A 23,275-nucleotide genomic window follows, 5' to 3' on the forward strand; every position below is an offset into this window, starting at 1 on the left:
TAAACTGCAATTCATATTTTCTGTGCTAATTGAAAGGCTCGCAGATGCTTAAGTCCGCGTTAGGGGTATTTTTTTCACTACTCGTCATTATTCACGCCCCCATTGCGCAGGCTAAAGAGCCGAGCACTACAGCGGCGAAAAAGACAGTCGTAAAGAAATCAACCGTCAAAAAGACTAGCGTCAACAAGGCGAAGACCCCAAAAGCAGCATCGAAAAATGGTGCCGCTACGCGCAAATCATCTGTGCAAGCCAGCAAGACTTCTTCAAAATCCGCCAAGCGTGGCGCATCCAAGCAACGTGAAAACGTATCGCTCAATTCCGACGAAAAACTGGTAAAGAAAACAGTTGTTGTACGCGGCAAGCAAAAAGTCATTTATCAACGCGTTGCCAAACCGGTAGTACCTATCGTTCCTCCCGTGATGACCGCTGGCGACATCGCCGGCTTGAGCATGACACGCGATACATTGGCACTGGCGTCGAGTGTGGCCTTGATACTGGATCAATCCAGTTCGGAAGTCTTGTTTGAAAAAAATGCGAATGTGACCTTGCCGATTGCATCGATCACCAAGCTGATGACAGGTTTGGTTGTGGTCGAAGCGCAGCAGGACATGAATGAAATTCTCGAAGTCACGGATGAAGATGTCGATCGCGAGAAAAACAGTTCTTCGCGCTTGCGCGTGGGTTCGCAACTGTCGCGTGCAAACATGCTGCACATTGCATTGATGAGTTCAGAGAATCGCGCAGCCTCTGCTCTTGGTCGTCACTATCCAGGCGGCATACGTGCCTTCGTCGCCGCGATGAATGCCAAGGCAAAATCCCTGGGCATGACCGGCACGCATTATGTTGATTCAACCGGCTTGTCGAGCAATAACGTGGCAAGTGCACGCGATCTGGCGAAGCTGGTCATGGCTGCTTATCATCATCCGATACTCTGCCAATATTCAACCGATACCAAATACGTGGTGGAGCCAGGTGGACGCTCCCTGCAATACGCTAATTCGAATCGTCTGGTCACCAATCCTGACTGGGAAATCGGCATCCAGAAAACCGGTTATATCTCGGAAGCAGGTCGCTGTCTCGTCATGCAAACGAATATCAATGGTCGTCCTATAGTGATGATCTTCCTCGATTCCAAAGGCAAGTTTTCGCGTTTGGCAGATGCCGCCCGCATACGCAAATGGCTGGAAACGAAGGAGCCGCAAAACGTCGCACGCAAGCATCGCGCAGTCGAGAGTTGATCGATACCGATATGAAAAAAGGCGAACTTCGGTTCGCCTTTTTTATTTGTGTCGCACTTAATCGGCGTTAAATAGCTTGGGTCTTATCTCTTGGCAGGAACAACTCCTGCGGTAGTTTCGCTATAACCGAGTGCGGCGGAAATTTCTTTTGCTGTGATCATCAAATCTTCCAGCCATTCATCCTGCAATCTGTCGGCAGGTGCGGATATCGACAAGCCGGCAATCAGCTTGCCAGTGTCGTCATAGATTCCGGCGGCCATGCAACGTACACCCAGCTCCAGCTCTTCATTGTCGCGTGCGTAACCGTGTGTGCGTACCAGCTTCAGCTCGCCTTCCAGTTTCGCCAAATCGGTAATCGAATTTTTGTTGTGACCAGCCAAGCCGGTACGCACCGCGTAGGCATGCACAGTTCTCGCTTCATCTACCGACAGAAACAGTTTGCCGGTTGAGGTCAGATGCAAGGGGGCGCGACCGCCAACCGCACGTACCACCTGCATGCCGGAACGTTCGGAGAAGGCGCGATCGATGTAAATGATTTCGTCGTTTTGTCTTACCGATAAATTGACGGTTTGATTGGTCTTGCGATGCAGATGGCGCATCAGATCCAGTGCTGCTTCACGTACGCTCAAGCGGCTTTTAACGACATTGCCTAATTCCAGCAAGCGCATGCCAAGTCGGTAAGTGCCAGGCTCCGAGCGGTCGACAAAACGCTTGATGACGAGGTCGTTCAGAATCCGATGAGCGGTCGAAGGATGCAAAGCGGTGACGCGGGAAAGTTCTTTCAGGCTGACTGGGTCCGGGTAAGTGGCGAGTGCGTCCAGCAACGAAGTCATGCGTTCGATGACTTGAATTGATGTTTTATCCAACTCTGCAGTGTTATTCGTTTTCATGTTCTCTTGTGCCCATCGCAGTGCTGACTTTATATCACATTGTGAAAGATGAGAAAAGTTTGCTGCTTGCAACATTCATGAATACACTTTTGGATAGGTTGACTCGGCTCTTGTATCCGGCTTATTAACGGGATGTTCACGGCTTGAATGTCAGCATGAAAAATACCGCACACGCAGCTTGTCTAGCTTTCTACCTCGGCTGATAATTCACACCATGCATCAAATCCCCATCAATCCGATTGAAATCGAATGAACAATCCAGAACAAACAATCAGTGAATTCAAAAGTAAAAGCGGCTTGAAACGCATTTTTTCTGCATTCGGTTATTCGATGGCCGGTTTCAAATCGGCATGGCGCAGCGAACATGCATTTCGCCAGGAATTATTTGTCGTCGTGATTGCGACGATTGCCGCCTTGCTGTTGCCGGTTCCGGCCTGGCAAAAATTAGTGCTGATCGCTGTGTTTGTGCTGGTATTGATAGTCGAACTGATCAATTCGGCGATTGAGGCAGTGGTGGATCGCGTATCACTCGAGCGCAATCCACTATCAAAGAATGCAAAAGACTTTGGCAGCGCGGCCGTATTGTTGACCTTGATGCTGGCTCTAGCCACCTGGCTGGTTATTTTGTGGCCCTTGTTTGCGGGAAGATGAATCTCGCTGATGCGAATGAAACATGTCGCTCATAGCTTCAGAATAAGCTAATAACAAATGTTTATACCAGCCGCCTCAAGCATGTTTGCTTGCTGCGGCTGTTTTATTTTCATGTCTTATTCAAGGACTTTCATTCAATGCGGAAAATACATTCATGTGCCGCTCTGCACTCTGTGCATTAGCTTATGCGCAAGCGCACATGAAACAATTTCTGTATGAAGAATCACATTTTCTAAAGACTTGAAAAAATTCCTTATGCATAAAACGCATAAGGAACGATGAAACAATTCGTGTCGCTTTTTTTTACAGCAATTTAATCTTCAATCCTCAGAAACGAAATGCCCAAGGGGAAATTAAATGTTGCTCAAAAAATTGATAGGCACCGCCTTCGCACTTGCACTGATTGCACCTGCAGTACATGCAGCAGAAGTCTCGTTGTTGAATGTATCTTACGATCCGACGCGTGAACTGTACCAAGATTTCAACAAGGCTTTCGCTAAAGACTGGAAAGCAAAAACCGGTGACGACATCAAAGCCAAAGTATCGCATGGCGGTTCCGGCAAACAAGGTCGCGCAGTGATCGATGGCCTGGAAGCAGACGTCGTTACCTTGGCGCTGGCGTATGACATCGACGCCATCGCTGATAAAGGCCTGCTCGCCAAAGACTGGCAAAAACGTTTGCCGCATAACAGCTCGCCTTACACCTCGACTATCGTGTTCCTGGTTCGTAAAGGCAATCCTAAAGGCATCAAGGACTGGAACGATCTGGTCAAGCCAGGCGTAGCCGTCATCACACCAAATCCAAAAACATCGGGCGGCGCTCGCTGGAACCATTTGGCAGCATGGCTGTATGCATTGAAACAACCAGGCGGTACCGAAGCAACAGCTACTGATTTCATCTCCAAACTGTACAAAAACGTACCGGTTCTGGACTCCGGCGCACGTGGATCAACCACTACTTTCGTTGAACGCGGTATCGGCGACGTATTGCTGGCTTGGGAAAATGAAGCAATTCTGGCTATTAAAGAACTCGGCCCGGACAAAGTTGAAATCATAGCGCCTTCGTCGAGCATCCTGGCTGAACCACCAGTTGCTGTTGTTGACAAGGTTGTTGATCGTCGCGGCACACGTAAAGTAGCTGAAGCTTACTTGCAATACTTGTACTCGCCTGAAGGCCAGGAAATTGCAGCGCAAAACTACTATCGTCCTATCGATGAAAAAGTAGCGAAGAAATATGCAGGTCAATTTCCAAAGTTGAAGTTGTACACGATTGCAGATGTTGGTGGCTGGACAGCGGCACAGAAGAAGCATTTCTCTGATGGCGGCGTGTTTGACCAGATCTATCAACCAGGCAAAAAATAATCTGCACCATTCTTTGGGATTGAAATGAATATCTTGTTGCTCGCGGGTAGTCCATCGACACCGTCTCGTTCTACCCGCTTGCTGCATCACGTTGGTGAAAAGCTTGCATTACTCGGCCATCGTTATGTGAAGCTGCATGTTCGTGATTTGCCGGCGCAAGCGCTGTTACATGCAGACGTCAGTGATGCAGAATTGGAAGTTGCAAGAGAGCAGGTGGCGCAAGCGGATGCAGTCGTGATTGCGACGCCAGTCTACAAGGCGGCATATAGCGGAATACTGAAAGCATTTCTCGACCTGCTGCCGCAGGATGGCTTGAATGGCAAGCTGGTATTGCCCTTGGCTACCGGTGGCAGCCAGTCGCATATGCTGGCTCTCGATTACGGTCTGCGTCCGGTATTGTCGGCACTCGATGCGAAGCATGTACTGCCGAGTATTTATGCAACCGATCAGCAAATCAATTGGTCTGCTGAACATGGTTTGACGCTGGATCCTGCGATTGCAAAACGTGTTGCCGACGGCATAGAAAACTTGTCCAACAGTTTGCATGCATTGAGCGAAGTGTCCTTGAATACCTTCGATTCGATTCCATTCTCCAGCGTGCGATGTAGCGTTTAAGTCTATCGCCTGCTCAAGCAGGTCAGTCCTAACAATCTCTACCCCGTAAAAAATCGGTGCACATGCATCGGCGGGGATTCTTTTGCTCAAAATTTGTGTGACAAGGAAAACGATATGACCATTTCAAATGACAAACGCAATGCCAAGCGTCGCACTTTAGGTCTGCTGTCTGCAGCTGCAGTAGGCGCATTGACTGCAGGCTTGCCTAATCTGGCATCGGCGCAGAGCAAAGGCGTGCTGCGTATTGGTTATCAAAAATACGGCACGCTGGTGATCCTTAAAGGTCGCGGCACCTTGGAGAAACGTCTCGCGCCTGAAGGCATAGAAGTGAAATGGAATGAGTTCACCGCCGGCCCTGTCTTGCTCGAAGGTTTGAACGTAGGCAGCATCGACTTCGGTACTGCCGGTGAAGCGCCGCCGATTTTCGCGCAGGCTGCTGGTGCCAATCTTGTTTATGTAGGTAACGAACCGCCGGCACCGACTGCCGAAGCGATCGTCGTTCCAAAGAATTCAACACTCAAAACCGTCGCCGATTTAAAAGGTAAAAAAGTCGCGTTGAACAAAGGTTCTAACGTGCATTACCTGTTAGTCAAGGCGCTGGAAAAAGCCGGCCTGGCCTATAAGGATATTGAAGTTCTTTTCCTGGCACCTGCCGATGCACGCGCCGCATTTGAACGTGGCAGCATCGACGCATGGGTAATCTGGGATCCCTTCCTTGCCGCTGCCGAAAAACAACTAGGCGCACGCGTGCTGGCTGATGGCACCGGCCTGGTTGCGAATCATCAGTTCTTCCTCGCATCGCGTTCCTACGCTGAGAAAAATCCAAAGATCGTTGAAATCCTGCTGGATGAATTGAATCGCATCGATCAATGGGGTGCGCGCAATCAGGATGAGGTCGCGACGATTCTCGCTGCGCAAACCGGCCTTGATAGACCGACTGTTGAGCTGGCGACCAAGCGTTATTCCTACGGCGTCAAACCTGTCACACCTACAGTGATCGCGGAACAGCAAAAGATCGCGGATGTGTTCGCGAATCTGAAACTGATTCCTAAAAAGATCGTCGTCAAGGATGCCGTACTGGCAATCAAGTAATCGTCTCTGCAACAAGCCGTGCTGCCGTGTTGGCAGCGCGGATGTCTTAAAGGATTTTGAATCATGAGTTTGAACGTATTCTGGTTTTTGCCGACGCACGGTGACAGTCGTTATCTGGGCACATCGAAAGGCGCACGTCAGGTCGATTTCGATTACCTGAAGCAGGTCGCGGTTGCCGCCGATACGCTAGGTTACGACGGTGTGTTGCTGCCGACTGGCCGTTCCTGCGAAGACGCATGGGTCGCTGCATCCAGTCTGATCGGTGAAACCAAAAAACTGAAATTCCTGGTCGCAGTGCGTCCAGGTTTGAGTACGCCAGGTCTTGCTGTACGCATGGCTGCGACTTTCGATCGTTTGTCTAAAGGTCGCTTGCTGATCAACGTTGTGACCGGCGGCGATCAGGCTGAAATGGAAGCCGATGGTTTGCACGCCAATCATGCAGAACGTTACGAAATTTCCGATGAGTTCCTGAAAGTATGGCGCGCATCGCTGGCCGGTGAGGGTGGCGATGCAGGCTTCGATTTTGAAGGCAAGCATATACAGGTGAAGGGTGCCAAGACCTTGTATCCAGCAGTACAAAAACCGTATCCGCCACTGTACTTTGGTGGTTCGTCGCCAGCTGCGCATGAACTGGCTGCAGAACAGGTTGATGTCTACCTGACCTGGGCTGAACCACCTGCCGCCGTTGCAGAAAAAATTGCTGACATGCGTGCACGCGCTGCCAAACATGGCCGTACCTTGAAGTTCGGTATCCGCCTGCACGTGATCGTGCGCGAAACCAATGAAGAAGCGTGGAAAGCCGCTGATGAGTTGATCCAGTACGTGGATGACGATCTGATCGCCCGCGCGCAGGCTTCGTTCAACAAGATGGATTCAGAAGGTCAACGCCGGATGGCTGCACTGCACGGCGGCAAGAAAGACAAACTCGAAGTGTCGCCAAATCTGTGGGCCGGTGTCGGCCTGGTACGTGGCGGTGCAGGTACTGCATTGGTCGGCGACGCGGAAACAGTTGCGGCACGCATGCAGGAATATGCAGACCTCGGCATCGAGACTTTCATCCTGTCCGGTTATCCGCATCTGGAAGAATCGTATCGCTTTGCCGAGTTGGTATTCCCGCTGCTGAATAAAGGCAGAGCGCGTTCGGATGATGCGGTATTGACTGGCCCGTTCGGCGAAGTCATTTCCAATGACATCCTGCCTAAAGTTTCGCAGAGCTAGGAGCGCAACATCATGAGTGCTGTTCTTTCCACTTCCACCACCGCCAATCCATCGGCGCGCAAGCCTGTTTCGACCTGGCGTGCAACATCCTTGTCGCGCGTGTTGCCGTGGATCGTACCGGTCTTGCTGCTCACAGTCTGGCAAGTGGCCGCACACGTAGGCTGGTTGTCGAGCCGTATTCTGCCTGAGCCGTTTGCAGTCGCCAAAGCTGCATGGGATCTGGCTATATCAGGCGAGTTGTGGAGGCACGTCAATGTCAGTTTGTGGCGCGCGACAGTCAGCTTTGCGGTAGGTGGTGGACTGGGCTTGTTACTCGGTCTGTTGACCGGTACCTTCAAAACTGCCGAGACGCTGCTCGATACTACCTTGCAGATGATCCGCAATATTCCTGCGCTGGCCTTGATTCCACTGGTGATCCTGTGGTTCGGCATTGAAGAAACCTCGAAGATTTTTCTGGTCGCAGTCGGCGTGTTTTTCCCCATCTATCTGAATACCTTTCACGGCATCCGTTCAGTTGACAAAGGCTTGATCGAAATGGCGAAGAGCTATGGCTTGTCCGGCTGGCCGCTGTATCGCGATGTGATTTTGCCGGGTGCCTTGCCATCGATACTGGTTGGTGTGCGTTTTTCACTAGGCCTGGTATGGGTGCTGCTGATCGTGGCGGAAACGATAGCTGCACAATCCGGCATCGGTTACATGACGATGAATGCGCGTGAATTCCTGCAGACCGACGTCGTGCTGGTTGGCATCCTGCTGTACGCATTATTGGGAAAACTGGCTGATGTGGTCTCCCGTTTGTTAGAGCGGTACTGGTTGCGCTGGCATCCGGGTTACCGACACTGATTCGGCATTGAGGAGAACACAATATGCAAAGCAATCAAGTCGAACAAAAGAACGTGCAGGCAACTGCCAAGCGTGGCATCCGTGTCGCAGTTCAAGGTTTGTTCAAATCGTACGCAGGTCGTGAGGTATTGAAGTCAGTTGATCTGACATTGGAACCGGGTGAATTTGTCGCCGTTGTCGGTCGCAGCGGTTGCGGAAAAAGCACCTTGCTGCGTCTGATCGCAGAACTGGAAACTGCCGATCACGGTTCGCTGGTATTCGGCGAAGACAATAAACGCCCAGAGACACGCATCATGTTTCAGGATTCGCGCCTGTTGCCGTGGAAGCGCGTGCTTGACAATGTCGCGCTCGGTTTGCCAAAAAAAGACAGCGCATTGAATTCATTGAAGCAAGTCGGCCTGGAAGAACGTGCCGGTGAATGGCCGGCCGTGCTGTCAGGCGGGCAGCGCCAACGCGTCGCACTGGCGCGCGCCTTGGTGCACGATCCTGAATTGCTGCTGCTCGATGAACCTTTAGGCGCACTCGATGCATTGACACGTATCGAGATGCAGCAGTTGATTGAATCCTTGTGGCAGGAACGTGGCTTTACCGCGCTGCTGGTCACGCATGATGTACAGGAAGCGATCGCGCTGGCTGATCGCGTCGTGCTGATTGAAGACGGACGCATCACGCTGGATGAACGTATCGCACTGGCACGTCCACGTGCACGTGGCAATCTGGCGTTTGCACAACTGGAAGAACATATTCTGTCTCGCGTATTGAAACAACCGGCATCGTCAACTGATCCCGATTCTTCATTGGGCGATCTGTCGCTGCTGAAGTCGGTTCATCAGTTCGCGTGGGCCGTCTAAATTTTTACCCGTTTATTTTTAACTGTTTGAATTTTTAATTTTTTGATTCATAAACCCATAAAGGAAAATCATGAGCATCGAAAAAATCAACGCCCGTAATCAATTCAAAGGCAAGATCCACAGCATCATTCTGGGCGACGTCGTATCAGAAGTTGATGTTGAAACACCTGCCGGTATCGTCACGTCGGTCATCACGACACGTTCCGTCAAAGACCTCGATTTGAAAATCGGGACAGAAGTAGTAGCGCTGGTGAAAGCGACAGAAGTGTCGCTCGCCAAACTGCTGTAAGTTCACGTTCCAGGGTGCATCCGAAGTTCTGCCAAGGACGCGCCCTGCGGATAAAGGAAGATCATCATGACTTTCCCCGCATTGCAAGAATACTTGTCGCATCTTCATGCGACGCCACAAGCCGATACCAGTCCATGGTTGGATGAAAGCGGTCAGGCACATGGACGTTATTTCAACTCCACGCTGACCAGTGCATTTCAGCCACTACGAGCGCTTGACTTGAACGGTACACCGAATCAAATCGTTGGCGTACAAGGCTTCATGCGCAGCTATACCAAGACAGGTTCAGGCTTGAGTATCTGGAAGTTGCTGGATACCGTCGCCACCGACGACCAATCAATTGAACTGGACAGGTTGTGCCGCTTGCTGCACGCCGTCAATTTTTATCGTCAACCTGATCTGGTTGATATCGATCTTTATCTGAGCGTACATGCGCGCTTGCTGGCAGCAGTCGACAGCAATCACGGCATGTCATTCCGTCGTGTGCTGGACGTACTTGGTTTGCCACATAGAAAGATCGTTTTACAGTTGCCCTTGATACAGGCAGAGCAGGCCAGCCTTTTGAATTACGTTGCCGATAACTATAGACGCAACGGCTTTCGTCTTGCGGTCAACGCAGCGAATGCACAGCATGGACTGGAGTTGCTGCAGCAGGTAGAGGCGGATGTCATTAAAGTAGATGTCCGTGAAATTACCGATGAAGCCGCTGCACTCAAGTTATTGCAAGTGGCTGCTGATCGCAATGTGCGTGTTGTTTTCAAACGGGTTGAATCCCTGGCGGTACGCGAGAAATTAATTCGGCTCGGCGTGTTGGCGCAACAGACCATTACGGCACAAGGCTATTTGTGGGATCAACCCAAGGCCAGTGTGTTGCAACTCAATGACGCAGAGTACGGCGTAATCGCAACGGCAGATCTGGCATGATAGCTCTGCCAAATTTATCCGATTATCGAGTACTGGTTGTACCGGGCTTGCACGGCAGTGGCGCTGCGCATTGGCAAACGCGGTGGGAGAAACTGTACCCGACATTTGAGCGGGTAGAGCAGGATGATTGGGCTACACCCGACTTGCCGCGCTGGTCGCAACGCATGGCGCAGACACTGGACAGTTCCGATAAACCGGTATTGATTGTTGCGCACAGCTTTGGTTGTCTGACGACGATGCAGGCGGCCAATGTAAACGCGACGCGTGGACATTTCAATCTGGCCGGAGCTTTATTGGTTGCGCCAGCCGATCCTGAAAAATTCGGTGTAGCCGATGTCTTGCGCAACGCAAGATTGCCTTGCCCGGGCATCGTGATCGGCAGTACCGATGACCCATGGATGGCGAGTGCCCGTGCGGCTTTTTGGGCCGATAATTGGAACTGCGGTTTTTTGAATGCAGGCGCACTGGGGCACATCAATGCAGAATCCCAGCTGGGTGATTGGGAGCAGGGCTTGCAACACTTCAAACATCTGCTCGATATGGCGAATGCATTTTCGGCAGATTCACATCACACCGCTTAAAAACGCGGCTGTGCATAAGCTTGATTATGCAGGTTTTAACTTCATTCAAACTTGCGCAAGTAAGCAATCAGATCCGCAATCTGTTTCTCATTACTGATTCCATAGAAGCGCATTTTATTGCCCGGTACGACATCATTCGGTGATTTGATAAAGGCGCGCAAGCTGGCTTCCGACCAAACGATGCGCGAATTCTTCATGGCCGCCGAATATGCGAAATCCTTGCTGGTGCCCGCTTGCCTGCCGACAATTGCATTGAGTTGCGGGCCGAATGCGCCGCGCGCGGACGGCCCGACTTGATGACAATTCGCACATTTTGCAAAGGCCATCTTGCCTGCAATGACATCGCCTGCTGCATGTGACATGGATATGCAGCCAATCAGTGCTAATGCGATTAGTATCTTTTTCTTCATTGTGTATGAATCATCTGTATTGCGAGCTGCAGGCGCCCATCATAATCCAATAGTGGCGGCACACCTTGTTCTCGATGATGAGACTTGACTATTCGAATCTGTTTTTCGCTTTAGGAAGTGCGTCATGATTCAATTTCGAACCCCATGCTGGTTAGCAAGCTTGCGACAACTACTGATGCAACACAATTGCCATATGTTCATGAATCACCTAGTTTGTAACAATCTATGGTGAAAGCTGACATTCGATGCTATCGGTACAAAATGAATATTCATTCCAGATCCGGAGATCGCCATGTCATACCAATGTCAAAACGCGCTGTGTATGCATGTGAATTCAAAAGCAATGACGACATGTTTATGCGATCTTATGGGGGCCTACTTTGTTTGCGGTGTTTGCCAGCATAAAACCTATCTTGCGGAGCTGGCTCGGCGTGGTGCTTATGCGCAGTCGACATTCGATAGACGAAGGATATGATCCTATGCATCCAGCGTTAAGATGGACGCACGATACGTGGACTCGAGCATGCCAACGCACAGATTATCGTGATCCGGTTTCCTTTCATTAAGGCTATGCAATAAAGCGCACTGCAACCTCTCCTTTATCAAGCTCGAAATTATTTTTTATGATCCTCAAGCCGTTTTTTCAGCGCAGTGCTCGATTCGCTCAAAATGGACGATTGATTAAAAGTTTTCCTTTGGTCGCGCCCCCTTCATCCTTTCGATAATAAAAAACGCGGGCAACTTTGCCCGCGTTATAACATTTTCCGTCTTCAAGCGACCAGCTTCTGCACGTTCTCGCCGACACCATCAATCAATATCTTGCGAGGCTTCAGTGCTTCGGGGATTTCACGCGCCAGTTCTATATTCAATAGTCCGTTATCCAGTTTGGCGCCGACGATGTGCACATGTTCGGCCAGCTGGAAGCTATGCTCGAAATCGCGCGAAGCGATGCCGCGATGCAAGAAGTTACGGGGCGTTTCTTCACGTGCCTTGCGGCCGGTAATTTTAAGTGTGTCGCCTTCGGTCACGATTTCTATTTCCGAACGGTCAAAACCGGCGACGGCCATGGTAATGCGATATTTATCTTCATTCACCAGCTCGATGTTGTAGGGCGGATAACTTGATTCGGTGCGTTGTGAATCGTCAAAAAATTGAGCCAAACGATCGAAACCGATGGCAGAACGATAGAGAGGTGAAAAGTCATAAGTACGCATGGTTATATCCTTTCAAAATACAAGCGATAAGGTTGTCGCAAGCCTCGATTGAGCGCCTGCTGAACAAAATATAGTTGTGCTGCCATGCATTTCAAGCGGTGGAACTCTTTAAAATTTTTAATGATAATTCGCGGCCTTGATTGATTTTTTTTAATCCATGCGCGCGGCTGCCTGATCGCGCTCACGCGAAGATATAGCGGGCCTTTTGTGAGGCATGATTCAAATGCCGACGGGATACGTTTCCGGTGCTTCGCCGGTTTCCCACTGGCTGTTCAACTCCAGCGGCCTGACCGCGTGTGTTTCGTCAAAATAGAGAATGGCATCGAATTGCTGCGGCAGGCAGGCGTGGAAGTAGTGACTTCCTCGCTCGCTTTCGGGCAGATAGATGACGCCTATGGTCCGTTCCAGATGAGGCTGCATCAGTATGCGCGTCGCCGCATCGCCATCGAAGGTCAGTAGCATCCGCTCTATGCCGGTTTGATGCAGCAAGGATTCATAGCTGCCAGGTAACGCCGGGCGCACGCGCTTGCGTTCTGCCACGGCATCCCAATCGGATGCGGCTGTCACCGTACCATGATGCGTCATGAAGCCAATTGATACGACCTGATCACCATACAGTTGCCGCATCAACTGACCGACATTCCATTCGCCGTATTGCCCGACCTCGGTGGCGCGCGCATCGCCCAGATGCGAGTTATGCGCCCAGACGATAATTTTGGCCGGTTCGGAGTGAATCTTCGTCAAATGAGTGACCAATGCTTGCAGCGTGTCCGCCATGTGGCGGTCGCGCAGATTCCATGAAGAGGTGCGGCCCTTGAACATGGTTCGATAATATTGTTCGGCATTTTTTACGAGGCGCGCATTCTGTTGTGCATAGAAGAATGCGGCAGTGGCTTCGGTGCCATCTTGTTGCAGATACTTGTCGCCTTGCTGGCATAATTCCGTCAGCTGCGCGACCACTGCATTTTCACACGATGGCGACATCTGCACGCCAGTTGCATAGCCGTAGCTTTGGCTGTCATGCCGGAAGTGGTCGAAACAGGCATAGCGATGGCGCGCGCGCGCGGCTGCGTCAGGATCGACCTTGCCCAGATATTTCAGTACCTCATCGATGGACGTAAACAAGCTGTAGAGATCGATGCCGTAGAAACCGACTGTATGCAGCTCGGGCCGGGCGTCATTGTAGCTGCGCAGCCAGTCCAGAAAATGCACCACGTCGTTATTGCGCCACATCCATGTCGGAAACCGCTTGAAACCAGCCAGCGCCTGCTCACTGTCGCCATCCTCGCTGCGATTACAGACGTAGCGGTTGACCCGATACGCATCCGGCCAGTCTGCCTCGACTGCGACAGCATGGAAATTTTTTTCCTTGATCAGGCGTTGGGTAATGATCGCGCGCTCGCGATAAAACTCGTGCGTGCCATGGCTGGCTTCGCCGAGCAATACGAAGCGCGCATCGCCTATGCGTTCAAGCAGGTCGTCATAGTCTGTCTTGGTGCCGGTTAAAATCCGCGCGCAGGAGATGAGTGTTTCTGTTGTTGTCATCGTGCGGCCTTTTCACAAGACAAGACGGATATGGAAGCTATGGTTTGGTCGCGACCGCTTCCGGGCCGATCAGGTGCAGGACGAACCAGTTTGCAGCGAGTGCGGCTGCCTGTTCCAGGGCGCCGGCTTCTTCAAATAGGTGAGTTGCTCCGCGCACAATTTCAAGCTGCTTTTCGCAGCGCAAGAGTGCATACGCCTGGCGATTGAGTTCAAGCACGATGTCGTCATGCCCGCCGACAATCAATAGCGTCGGCGTATTCACCATGCGCAGCGCGCTGCGACCTGCCAGATCGGGGCGTCCGCCGCGCGAGACTACAGCCACAATGCCTTGCCCGCGCATGGCGGCCACCTGCAACGCGGCCGCAGCGCCGGTGCTGGCGCCAAAGAGTCCGATCGGCAGATGGGCTGTCGCCTCGCATGCTTGCAGCCAGTCGCACGCTGCATTCAGACGACGGCTCAGCAGGCTGATGTCAAAGCGCGTGGAAAGATTACTGTCTTCGTGGGGTGTCAGCAGATCGATCAGCAGTGTCCCCATCTGAAACCGCTGCAAGTAATCGGCGACATAGTTGTTACGCGGACTCAGCCGACTGCTGCCGCTGCCATGGGCAAACAGAATCATGCCGGCGGCACCCTCCGGGATAGTCAGCATGCCCTCCAGGGAAACGCCATCGGTTTCGACATCGATCAATTCTTTTTGTAGCGATTGCATTGTGTATCCCCCCATCCACTAGTGTTCAAACAGCATCGATCTGCGAAGCTGCTGTATTCAGTGCTTGCAAGCGTGATGCTTCGTTAAGCAGTTGTATGACTTCATCATCACTGGTTTGTCCAAAATCCTCGTACCACAAGCCGACGGCATGAAAATAATCCGGTATCAAAAGACAGACGATGTCATCCACCTGCGGCCGAATCTGCTGTACCGAATCCTGGGCGGCGACCGGTACCGCGACGATGATTTGCGCCGGCGCGGCCGCATGCACTATCTGTAGTGCCGCCGCCATCGTCGCACCCGTCGCCAAACCGTCATCGACCACGATCACGATGCGATCTTTCAAATCCGCGGGCGGACGATGGTTGCGATATATTTCTGCGCGCCACGCCAACTCTTCCTGTTTGCGTGCAATGAGGGCATCAATCGCCGATTGCGGAATGTTCAATTGCTTGATGACATCAGTCCGTAATATGCATACGCCGCCTGCGGCAACAGAACCCATCGCATATTCCTCATGACCGGGTACACCCAGCTTGCGCACCAGCAAAATATCTAGCGGTGCATGCAACGCGCGCGCAATCGCAAAGCCAACCGGTACGCCGCCACGCGGCAAAGCCAGCACGATGACATCGCGGCGTCCACCGTAGGCCGCAAGTCGTTCCGCCAGCATCATCCCGGCTTCGGCCCGATTTTTAAAACGCTTTGCTGGTATTGTCGTTTGCATCGTCATGACTCTTGATTTGAAGGACTGTATGGATGAGGTATGGGATTGAAAAGCAAGGGCATGCGTCGTTCAGTCCGTGTGATTGCAGGCAGCGCTGGCATCGATATCATCATCGTGTGCCGCTCCCCTCTGTTGGCGCTGGCGCGACGCCATATTGCTGAACGAGGCAATCATTCATCGCCGCCACGCCGCTCTTGTTGAGGGACGCGTGACAGACAGTGATCATCTTGCTGACTTCGGTGTCCCATCCCTTGTGATCGCGGAAGTGGGGCTTCATTTCTAGACAGTCCTCGATGGCCAGCATCCACTCTTCACGTGACCCCTCCGGTAATCCGGCAGGCCCGATCGATGTGTTGGTGGCAAAGGCAGGCATGGGCATCCGTCGTCCGTTTCCGGCAAGCAAAACGCTGCCTGCCATGCCGAAAATGTTGCATCTGTTTGTCATTGCCGGGCTCCCCGAAAAAATTTTTCATTTATCGACTCTATTTATTTCAGTGTCGATCACATGAATGATCGTTTCAATATAGGCGTTCCCCGCAATATGTCCCGCCAACTTCGCTGCGGTTTGACATGTATCAAGTAAGGCGTGGGTAGAAGTCAGGATCATATCTGTTCAGGCTGTCGGGCAGCAGGCGTTCGCATGGGCGACTTGTTTCAGAACGCATATATGCGGCTGGCCGATGTAGCAACCATAGACGTGGAGATACGATGAGCAGGCTGGATGTCATAACGCTGCGTCGCGCCGCTATACCCGTAGTCGTCTTGGGCTTCTTGCTATCTGGATTGCTGTGCAGCGCCCCTGCTGATGCAGGAGTTACTGCGGAAGCGCTGCGTGCAGCCTATCTGCTGCAGGTCGATCGACGTCTTGAATTGCCGGAGGAGGAAGCGCAGCGCTATGGCACGCTTGCACTGACAATGCTGGCCGATGCAGACGTGAGTTTGGCGGAGCCGCAGTATGTGGTGCTGGTTGATCGCAACCCCTATGTGCAAGCAATTTTTGTTTACTTAATTTCGCACGATCAGGCCTACGTGCTGATCGGCGCCTCGCCAGTATCCACCGGCCGTATAGGCCAGTTCGATCATTTTGAAACGCCAACCGGCGTATTCGAGCATACGCCGGCCAATCCTGATTTTCGTGCAGAAGGAACAAAAAACAAGCTCGGTATTCGTGGCTACGGTGTCGTCGGCATGCGCGTATTCGACTTTGGTTGGCAACAGGCGCGACGTGGATGGGGGGAGGGTGGAATGGGCATCATGCGGCTGCAAATGCATGCGACCGACCCCGATATTCTGGAGCCGCGTCTGGGGCGTGTGCAATCCAAAGGATGCATACGGATTCCTGCTGCATTGAACCGCTTGCTGGATCGCTACGGCGTGCTCGATGCTGCTTACGAAGCGATGCAAAGTACGGGCAGGGGGATGTGGATATTGCCGTCGGACCGCAGTCCTGTCACTGAAGCAGGGCGGTATTTGATCGTGGTCGATACCTTGCGTATCCAGCGTCCTTTGTGGGCGACGCTCGCGTCAGGACAATCGTTGCAACAGCATTCATATCCATATTGATAACGCCGACACGATGGCAACCGCTATCGCACCGATGTAAGGAGAACACCTTTATGTATCAGCATATTTTGGTGCCGATTGATGGTAGTACGACTTCCGAACGCGCAGTGACTGAAGCGACTGCGATGGCAAAGCTTTGCTCGGCCCGCGTCAGGCTATTGCATATTGTCGATATGGGCGAGTATGTCTATGGCTATGAAACGCCGCATTCTTACATCAGTCAAACGCGTCCGCAGGTGTTGGCGGCAGCGCGACAACTCCTGCAGCGTACGCGTAGCGAGCTGGAAGCCAAGGGTGTGCCGGTGGATATCGATTTGTGTGAAAGCACAGGTGCCTATGTATCCGACATTATTGTGGACCACGCCGTGCACTGGGGAGCCGACTTGATCGTGCTCGGCACACATGGCCGACGCGGAATAGATCGCATACTGATGGGCAGTGATGCCGAGCGAGTGGCGCGCATGTCGCCGTTACCTGTGCTGCTGATCAAGCCCGCCCATATGCAAAGTGCGCCGCATCCGAGCGGCATGCGCACCATCGCCTGCGATGAGATGCAGGATCCCGTTTAGAAAGCGGCTAGGGAGTGGCACTTGCAGCACGGAAAGCAGTCCTAGGTGCCGTGTATTTTTTCTATCCGTCCGGCTTTGATTTGTATCAACAACCTAGCAGAAGCGATCGTTACACTGAAAAGAATACTGGCGGAACATATGCTTGATAGAAGACAGGCGTGGTTCGCATTTCTTCATAGTTGTTCGAATGAACTCACTGGAAAAAATCATGACTAGTCAACTTCCCATTGCCGCCGTGAATACCATGACGCTCACCACTCCGCTCCTGTCTATCGATACAGATGTCGGGGATCTCGCCGTGCCGCTGCTGCAAGTACTGCTGAAACGCAAGAGCATACGCAACTTCAGCGATCGGCACCTCAGTCTGGAAACGCTGTCGCATTTGCTATGGTCTGCGTGCGGCATCAATCGGCCGGAGGAAGCACATCGCACCAATCCATCGGCGAGAAACTGGCAAGAGATTGATGTGTATGTCGCGATGGAGCAAGGCTTGTACCTGTTCGATCCGCACACGTTTACGCTGCACTTGCTGCAGGAAAAAGACTTGCGCGCTAAAACCGGAACACAGGATTTCGTGCCGCATGTGCCGGTGAACCTGATCTATGTTGCCGACCTTGCCAAAATGGAAGAGGGTGAGATGGACGAGCAAGAATTCTATGCCGCTCTGGATACCGGCTTCATCAGTCAAAACGTTTATCTGTTTTGTGCTGCAGCGGGTTTGGCGACTGTAGTGCGTGGATTGCTGGATCGTCCCGAATTGGCTAAAGCGATGAATTTACGGTCGAATCAGCAGATCATCGTGGCTCAATCTGTCGGCTATGCTGCGGATTGAAGGCTGGTCTACCCAGATTTTTTACAGAAGATTCGGCAGCGCCGCACTGAATTTATCAGAGAAAAATCAGCACGCCGCTACACAGTTCCTGCCGTCAGACTTCGCTATATAAAGCGCTTTGTCTGCCTTGGCGATAATTTTATTCGGACTGTCGGACTGATCTACCGATTGCAGTACGCCGACCCCGGCGCTGACTGTCACGATACCGATTGGATTAGCGGCATGCGAAATTGCCAGTAATCGAATCTTCTGAAGTATTGTTTCTGCAATTGCGATTGCGTTCTTGCGATCGCAATTCGGCAGCATGACGACAATCTCTTCGCCACCGTAGCGTGCGGCGAGATCCCCTTGCCGACTCTCCATGGATCTAATGGTCGCGGCAATTTTCCGCAGGCATGCATCTCCCGCCAGGTGTCCATAGGTGTCGTTATAGCCCTTGAAATGATCCAGCCCGAGGGGTTCACTCCACAGGCGAATTAATTGATTTGTTTGATGGAAAAAGAGCAGACGCTATCGGTCTGCTCTTTTCAATTCTCATTGGATGATTCAGCCAACGGTTTTTACATCAATACTGTTTAACGCAAAGTCCTGAACGCTGCTCGCATTTCGACACTGAATAGTTCCGGCTGCTCCCATGATGCAAAGTGACCGCCTTTGTCGACCTCATTGAAATAAATGAGTTTGGGATAAGCACGTTCTGTCCAGCTCTTCGGTGCACGATAAATTTCGCCCGGGAATACTGTCACCGCAACCGGTACCGATATCTCCGTGGTTTTTTGTTCGACAACGTTGAAGTTATTGTTGTTGTTTTCCCAGTAGAGTTGCGCCGAAGAAGTCGCGGTTTTCGTGAACCAGTACAGCGAAATATCATCCAGCATTTCATCTTTGGTGAATGCCTTGTCGGCATCGCCGCCGCTATACGTCCATTCGCTGAACTTGTCATAGAAAAATGCGGCAAGTCCGACCGGTGAATCTTCCAGCGCGTAGCCCAAGGTTTGCGGACGCGTCACCATCATCGCAGCATAGCCGCCGCCTTTTTTGTACAAGTGGTTCAGCGAATCGAAAGCGGCTTTTTCCACTGCAGACAATCCGGCTGGCGCAGGCTCGCCGTTGTTCAACGCCTTCGCCACATCGGCCGGTACGGTCGCCGGCATATTGACGTGGATACCCAGTAATCCGGCAGGTGCCTGACGTCCCATCGCATCGGCAATGACCGAGCCCCAATCGCCGCCTTGCGATACATAACGTTTGTAGCCCAGCCGCTTCATCAGCACATCCCATGCACGGCCTATGCGTTCCGGACCCCAGCCGGTGCTTTGCGGTTTAGCCGAGAAGCCGTAACCCGGCATCGAAGGCAGTACCAGATGGAAGGCATCTTCGGCTCGTCCACCGTAAGCAGTTGGATCGGTAAGCGGGCCGATGATTTTCAACAGTTCCATGATTGAGCCTGGCCAGCCGTGTGTGATGATCAGCGGCAGCGCATTTTCATGTCTGGAACGGATGTGTGCAAATTGAATATCCAGGCCATCGATTTTGGTCATGAACTGCGGTAGCGCGTTCAAGCGCTTTTCTACCTTGCGCCAGTCATAGCCTTTTTGCCAGTAGCGCACTAGCGGCTGCAACTTGGCCAAGGGTACGCCTTGCGATTGATCGCTGACCGTCTCGCGCGCAGGCCAGCGTGTTCCTGCCAAACGACGACGCAGATCGGTGAGCGCTTCTTCTGGAACATGAATGCGGAATGGGCGGATCGAGTTGTCCTCTGTCGCTGCGAACAATGCTCCGGGTAACAGGCCGACGGCGCTGGCTGCAGCAGTCGTGGCGAGAAAGTTGCGTCGCGTGAGCGATAGCGATAGATCGGACATGATGATTTTCCTTGCTTGGAATAGAGGTGATGGCAGAGCCGCATTGCAGCTCTGCATCAGTTTGATCAGCTGGACGACTTAAATCAGATTAATCACGACATCGATATTGCCGCGCGTCGCTTTCGAATACGGACAGGTTTGGTGCGCTGCATCGACCAGCGCTTGTACGACATCGCGATCCAGGCCTGGCACGCTGACATTCAAACGCGCTTGCAGGAAGTAGGCACCATCTGTATTGCATAGATCGACTTCAGCATCGACGGCCAGATCTGCTGGCAGTTTGATTTTCAACTTGCCGGCGGCGAGTCCCATTGCACCGATAAAGCATGCCGACCAGCCGGCCGCGAACAATTGTTCCGGATTGGTCCCTGTGCCGGCTGAGCCTGGTGAAGACAGCTTGATGTCCAGACGACCATCGGAGCTTTGCGCTGTACCATCGCGGCCGCCTGAGGATGTGTGGGTTTTACCTGTGTACAGTACTTTTGTGACTTGGGTCATGGTAGTTCTCCTGTTTAAATTAATAGTGTGTTGATACATTTCGTTGCTAGGTTTTGCTGCGCTTGCTAATACCGCTTGAAGAGTCAGCGTGCTGCTGCGACCAGCTTCATCACTGCATCTGAAAACTCTGCGGGTGCTTCCTGCGGCAGGTTGTGGCCAGCATCTTTGACTATGCGATGCAGGCGCGGACCGGTGAACTTCGCTGCATACGATTTACCGTCTGTTGCCGGTACCACGCCATCTGCATCGCCATCCATCGTGATCGTCGGTACACCGATGGTCGGCTGTGCAGCGAGACGTTTTTCCAGTGCGTCGTATTGCGGATCGCCTGCGACAAGATCGAGCCGCCAGCGATAGTTGTGAATCACGATATCGACATAGTCCGGATTGTCGAAGGATGCTGCTGTGCGATTGAAAGTCGCGTCATCGAAATGCCAGGTTGGCGAGTTTTTCTTCCAGATGATTTTGGCGATATCGCGTCGGTTGGCAGTCAAGCCGGCACGACCGCGCTCGGTTGCAAAATAATATTGATACCACCAGCCGACCTCGGCCTCAGCCGGCAAGGGCAGTGCATTGCGCAGGATGTTCTGGATCAGGTAACCGTTGACCGAGAGCAGGCCGATGCAGCGCTCAGGCCACAAGGCGGCGATGATGCAGGCGGTGCGTGCACCCCAGTCGTAGCCGGCCATGACGGCGCGCTCTATCTTCAACGCATCCATCAATGCAATGATGTCTACCGCAACTGCCGACTGTTGACCGGTGCGCAATGTTGCTTTGTCGAGAAAGCGCGTAGTGCCATGTCCGCGCAGATGCGGCACGATCACGCGACAGCCTTTTTCTGCAAGGATGGCTGCGACATCGATGTAGCTGTGAATGTCGTACGGGTAGCCGTGCAACAGGATGACCACCGTGCCATCGGCCGGACCAGCTTCGTAATAGCCGATATTCAAAACACCTGCATTCACCTGTTTCAACGGTTGCAGTTGCGCAATCGCGGACGACAAAGGATTTGCCTGTGCTGAGCGCATGAAAGGGATATTGGCAGCTGCGATGCCGAGGGCTGCAGTTCCCATCAGGCGACGGCGTTTGAGATCAATGTCAGACATATAAAAATCCTTTGCAAGTTAAGAAGGTCAGGTTCGATTGCCGGGCTTTGTTTCTTACTGTGTTGCGCAATCGGCATGGCTAAACTTTAAGGCTTGCTTGTATCTTCACTGTGTCTGCAACACAGGGTTTTGTATGTCTGTGTATCTGTAAAAAAGCTGATACATACGGATACAAAAAGAGGATTCGATATGCCAATTGATTCATGATTGTTCGCTTGTCTTGATTGCTGATGCTCCCGGATGAAACACGCTTCTTCCGGGAGCAAATTCTTACTTCGCTGCTTTGGCTGATTCTTTTGCCGCTGTTTCAATCAATCTGGATACTTCAGCAGGATGCGATGTCATGACGACGTGCGATGCGCCTGCGATGGCGACTGTCTTTTGCGAATTGGCGCGTTTAGCCATGAAAGCCAGAGCAGCTTCCGGAATGTTCTTGTCGGCCTTGCCATAGACAAACCACGAAGGAATGTTTTTCCAGGCCGGTTCGCCTGATGCTTCGGTGATGGCCGCCTCGGCAACCGGACGTTGTGCCGCTGCCATCAATTTGGTCTTGGCGACTGGCACGTCAGCTGCGAACTGATTGCGGAACTTCGCCTGATCGATATACAGATCCTTGCCGCCATCCGGCAGAGGGACCGGCTGTGCCAACGCAGAACCCAAGGTGCTGCCTGGAAATTTTGACGACAGACCGATTGCAGTCTCACCAACGTCAGGTGCAAAGGCAGCGACAAACACCAGGCCTTTCACATTGTCGTTACCGTTGGCAGCGGTGGAGATGACCGAGCCGCCATAGGAATGACCGACCAGAATCACTGGCCCGGCAATGCCTTTCACAATGCCGGAAACATAAGCGGCGTCGCCTTTTACGCTACGCAATGGATTGGCAGCGCCGATAACCTTGTAACCATCGGCGATCAGTTTGGCGCTAACGCCATCCCAGCTTGAGGATTCGGCAAAGGCACCATGCACCAGGACGATGGTGGGCTTGGATGAAGCATCGTCGGCAAAGGAGATTGCCGGCAACGTCACCGCTGCAGCGCTCAATGCAATCGTGAAAGCGCTCTTCAATACGTTTTTATAGATGTTGTTCATGTTGACTTCCTTTCAGTGGGAAAAATAAGCGTTGCGTCGTCGTTGGTGAGGACCCCTGAAGACGCGGTTGGTAAAACGATGTCACTCCGCCAGCGCGGCCTTGATTGCAGCGTCGGTTTCCTGATACTTGCCTTCGCCGAAATGTTTGTAGACGATCTGTCCTTTCTTGTTGATCAGATAGACCGCAGGCCAGTACTGATTGCTGAAGGCAGTCCACGTTGCGTAGCGATTGTCTTGGGCGACTGGATAACGAATATCAAAACGTTTCATCGCCTTGATCACGTTTTCTGTCGAACGCTCAAATGGATATTCCGGCGTATGGACACCCACCACGACCAGGCCTTGATCCTTGTATTTGTCGTACCAGCTTTTTACGTAAGGCAAGGTGCGTATGCAGTTGATGCAGGTGTAAGTCCAGAAGTCCACCAGCACCACCTTTCCGCGCAGTTGTTGCATGGTCAGCGGCTCGGTGTTCAGCCATTTTTCTATGCCGGTAAATTCCGGCGCCTGAGGCGGATTGTTGAACGGTGCAGCGTGTGCCAACGAGGCAGTAAGCAAAGTGGCAGCAAATAGAGTTTTGAGCAGGGTGTTCAT

General features: G+C 52.3%; 28 protein-coding genes. 16 read left to right on the forward strand and 12 right to left on the reverse strand.

The features are described from left to right. The first annotated feature begins 44 nt into the window (after positions 1-44). Entirely contained in the window at positions 45-1,238 is a 1,194-nt protein-coding gene (gene pbpG, locus Hfont_RS07685; protein ID WP_112991823.1) for a D-alanyl-D-alanine endopeptidase, read from the forward strand. A gap of 83 nt (positions 1,239-1,321) precedes the next feature. On the opposite strand, the gene Hfont_RS07690 is transcribed toward pbpG, so the two are convergent. Further along, positions 1,322-2,128 (reverse strand): IclR family transcriptional regulator, encoded by an 807-nt coding sequence (locus tag Hfont_RS07690; protein ID WP_112991824.1) that lies wholly within the window; start codon positions 2,126-2,128, stop codon positions 1,322-1,324. A 249-nt stretch (positions 2,129-2,377) separates the two neighbouring features. Between Hfont_RS07690 and Hfont_RS07695 the strand changes: the two genes are divergently transcribed. The 10 genes from Hfont_RS07695 (at position 2,378) to Hfont_RS07740 (ending at position 10,554) form a co-directional block, all read left to right on the forward strand. Beyond that, positions 2,378-2,779, forward strand: coding sequence for a diacylglycerol kinase (locus tag Hfont_RS07695; RefSeq protein ID WP_112991825.1), 402 nt, complete (start codon positions 2,378-2,380; stop codon positions 2,777-2,779). Between the two features lie 357 nt (positions 2,780-3,136). Then, a complete protein-coding gene (locus Hfont_RS07700) occupies positions 3,137-4,141 on the forward strand; it encodes a sulfate ABC transporter substrate-binding protein (RefSeq protein WP_112991826.1) in 1,005 nt (334 codons plus the stop codon). Positions 4,142-4,165: 24 nt separating this feature from the next. Continuing rightward, a complete protein-coding gene (ssuE, locus tag Hfont_RS07705; protein ID WP_112991827.1) occupies positions 4,166-4,756 on the forward strand; it encodes an NADPH-dependent FMN reductase in 591 nt (196 codons plus the stop codon). A gap of 114 nt (positions 4,757-4,870) precedes the next feature. Then, a complete protein-coding gene (locus tag Hfont_RS07710; protein WP_112991828.1) occupies positions 4,871-5,848 on the forward strand; it encodes a sulfonate ABC transporter substrate-binding protein in 978 nt (325 codons plus the stop codon). 69 nt (positions 5,849-5,917) lie between these two features. Next, complete coding sequence (ssuD, locus tag Hfont_RS07715) at positions 5,918-7,066, forward strand: FMNH2-dependent alkanesulfonate monooxygenase (RefSeq protein WP_181666450.1); 1,149 nt, start codon at positions 5,918-5,920, stop codon at positions 7,064-7,066. A gap of 12 nt (positions 7,067-7,078) precedes the next feature. Then, on the forward strand, positions 7,079-7,909 hold the full coding sequence (ssuC, locus tag Hfont_RS07720; RefSeq protein ID WP_112991830.1) for an aliphatic sulfonate ABC transporter permease SsuC: 831 nt from the start codon (positions 7,079-7,081) through the stop codon (positions 7,907-7,909). A gap of 23 nt (positions 7,910-7,932) precedes the next feature. Continuing rightward, positions 7,933-8,760, forward strand: coding sequence for an ATP-binding cassette domain-containing protein (locus Hfont_RS07725; protein WP_112991831.1), 828 nt, complete (start codon positions 7,933-7,935; stop codon positions 8,758-8,760). 70 nt (positions 8,761-8,830) lie between these two features. Continuing rightward, a complete protein-coding gene (locus Hfont_RS07730; protein ID WP_112991832.1) occupies positions 8,831-9,049 on the forward strand; it encodes a TOBE domain-containing protein in 219 nt (72 codons plus the stop codon). A 66-nt stretch (positions 9,050-9,115) separates the two neighbouring features. Next, the gene (locus Hfont_RS07735; protein ID WP_112991833.1) at positions 9,116-9,973 is read left to right on the forward strand and encodes an EAL domain-containing protein; all 858 of its coding nucleotides are present in this window, start codon (positions 9,116-9,118) and stop codon (positions 9,971-9,973) included. Continuing rightward, positions 9,970-10,554, forward strand: coding sequence for an RBBP9/YdeN family alpha/beta hydrolase (locus Hfont_RS07740; protein WP_162845886.1), 585 nt, complete (start codon positions 9,970-9,972; stop codon positions 10,552-10,554). Before Hfont_RS07735 ends, Hfont_RS07740 begins: the two co-directional genes overlap by 4 nt. 41 nt (positions 10,555-10,595) lie before the next feature. Here Hfont_RS07740 and Hfont_RS07745 read toward each other — a convergent pair whose 3' ends face one another. The 5 genes from Hfont_RS07745 to Hfont_RS15210 all read right to left on the reverse strand — a co-directional run bounded on the left by Hfont_RS07745 (position 10,596) and on the right by Hfont_RS15210 (position 15,159). Next, the gene (locus Hfont_RS07745; RefSeq protein WP_112992403.1) at positions 10,596-10,916 is read right to left on the reverse strand and encodes a c-type cytochrome; all 321 of its coding nucleotides are present in this window, start codon (positions 10,914-10,916) and stop codon (positions 10,596-10,598) included. 818 nt (positions 10,917-11,734) lie between these two features. Next, positions 11,735-12,178, reverse strand: a complete 444-nt coding sequence (locus tag Hfont_RS07750) for an Hsp20 family protein (RefSeq protein ID WP_112991834.1) — start codon at positions 12,176-12,178, stop codon at positions 11,735-11,737. 219 nt (positions 12,179-12,397) lie between these two features. After that, on the reverse strand, positions 12,398-13,723 hold the full coding sequence (locus Hfont_RS07755; protein ID WP_112991835.1) for an erythromycin esterase family protein: 1,326 nt from the start codon (positions 13,721-13,723) through the stop codon (positions 12,398-12,400). 37 nt (positions 13,724-13,760) lie between these two features. Then, positions 13,761-14,432 (reverse strand): dienelactone hydrolase family protein, encoded by a 672-nt coding sequence (locus tag Hfont_RS15205; protein ID WP_112991836.1) that lies wholly within the window; start codon positions 14,430-14,432, stop codon positions 13,761-13,763. Between the two features lie 25 nt (positions 14,433-14,457). Next, positions 14,458-15,159 carry a phosphoribosyltransferase gene (locus Hfont_RS15210; RefSeq protein ID WP_241523047.1) on the reverse strand — a complete coding sequence of 234 codons (702 nt, stop codon included), beginning with the start codon at positions 15,157-15,159 and terminating at the stop codon, positions 14,458-14,460. 39 nt (positions 15,160-15,198) lie between these two features. On the opposite strand from Hfont_RS15210, the gene Hfont_RS15065 reads away from it, so the two are divergent. The 5 genes from Hfont_RS15065 to Hfont_RS07790 all read left to right on the forward strand — a co-directional run bounded on the left by Hfont_RS15065 (position 15,199) and on the right by Hfont_RS07790 (position 18,123). Continuing rightward, positions 15,199-15,360: a hypothetical protein gene (locus Hfont_RS15065; protein WP_162845887.1), complete on the forward strand. Its 162-nt coding sequence runs from the start codon at positions 15,199-15,201 to the stop codon at positions 15,358-15,360. A gap of 92 nt (positions 15,361-15,452) precedes the next feature. Beyond that, positions 15,453-15,668 carry a hypothetical protein gene (locus tag Hfont_RS07775; RefSeq protein WP_112991839.1) on the forward strand — a complete coding sequence of 72 codons (216 nt, stop codon included), beginning with the start codon at positions 15,453-15,455 and terminating at the stop codon, positions 15,666-15,668. 199 nt (positions 15,669-15,867) lie between these two features. Continuing rightward, on the forward strand, positions 15,868-16,722 hold the full coding sequence (locus Hfont_RS07780; RefSeq protein WP_162845888.1) for a murein L,D-transpeptidase: 855 nt from the start codon (positions 15,868-15,870) through the stop codon (positions 16,720-16,722). Positions 16,723-16,775: 53 nt separating this feature from the next. Beyond that, on the forward strand, positions 16,776-17,291 hold the full coding sequence (locus Hfont_RS07785) for a universal stress protein (RefSeq protein WP_112991840.1): 516 nt from the start codon (positions 16,776-16,778) through the stop codon (positions 17,289-17,291). Positions 17,292-17,499: 208 nt separating this feature from the next. Beyond that, positions 17,500-18,123, forward strand: a complete 624-nt coding sequence (locus tag Hfont_RS07790) for a nitroreductase family protein (protein WP_112991841.1) — start codon at positions 17,500-17,502, stop codon at positions 18,121-18,123. A gap of 66 nt (positions 18,124-18,189) precedes the next feature. On the opposite strand, the gene Hfont_RS07795 is transcribed toward Hfont_RS07790, so the two are convergent. The 6 genes from Hfont_RS07795 to Hfont_RS07820 form a co-directional block, all read right to left on the reverse strand. Continuing rightward, entirely contained in the window at positions 18,190-18,630 is a 441-nt protein-coding gene (locus Hfont_RS07795) for a diguanylate cyclase (protein ID WP_112991842.1), read from the reverse strand. A 68-nt stretch (positions 18,631-18,698) separates the two neighbouring features. Beyond that, on the reverse strand, positions 18,699-19,985 hold the full coding sequence (locus tag Hfont_RS07800; RefSeq protein WP_112991843.1) for an alpha/beta fold hydrolase: 1,287 nt from the start codon (positions 19,983-19,985) through the stop codon (positions 18,699-18,701). A 78-nt stretch (positions 19,986-20,063) separates the two neighbouring features. Beyond that, positions 20,064-20,483 carry an organic hydroperoxide resistance protein gene (locus Hfont_RS07805; protein ID WP_112991844.1) on the reverse strand — a complete coding sequence of 140 codons (420 nt, stop codon included), beginning with the start codon at positions 20,481-20,483 and terminating at the stop codon, positions 20,064-20,066. Between the two features lie 83 nt (positions 20,484-20,566). After that, entirely contained in the window at positions 20,567-21,589 is a 1,023-nt protein-coding gene (locus Hfont_RS07810) for an alpha/beta fold hydrolase (RefSeq protein WP_112991845.1), read from the reverse strand. A gap of 270 nt (positions 21,590-21,859) precedes the next feature. Beyond that, positions 21,860-22,681 (reverse strand): alpha/beta fold hydrolase, encoded by an 822-nt coding sequence (locus Hfont_RS07815; protein ID WP_112991846.1) that lies wholly within the window; start codon positions 22,679-22,681, stop codon positions 21,860-21,862. Between the two features lie 81 nt (positions 22,682-22,762). Beyond that, positions 22,763-23,275: a thioredoxin family protein gene (locus Hfont_RS07820; protein ID WP_112991847.1), complete on the reverse strand. Its 513-nt coding sequence runs from the start codon at positions 23,273-23,275 to the stop codon at positions 22,763-22,765.

It is taken from the genome of Herminiimonas fonticola, assembly GCF_003293745.1.
In the GTDB taxonomy this organism is placed as follows: Bacteria; Pseudomonadota; Gammaproteobacteria; order Burkholderiales; family Burkholderiaceae_D; genus Oxalicibacterium; species Oxalicibacterium fonticola.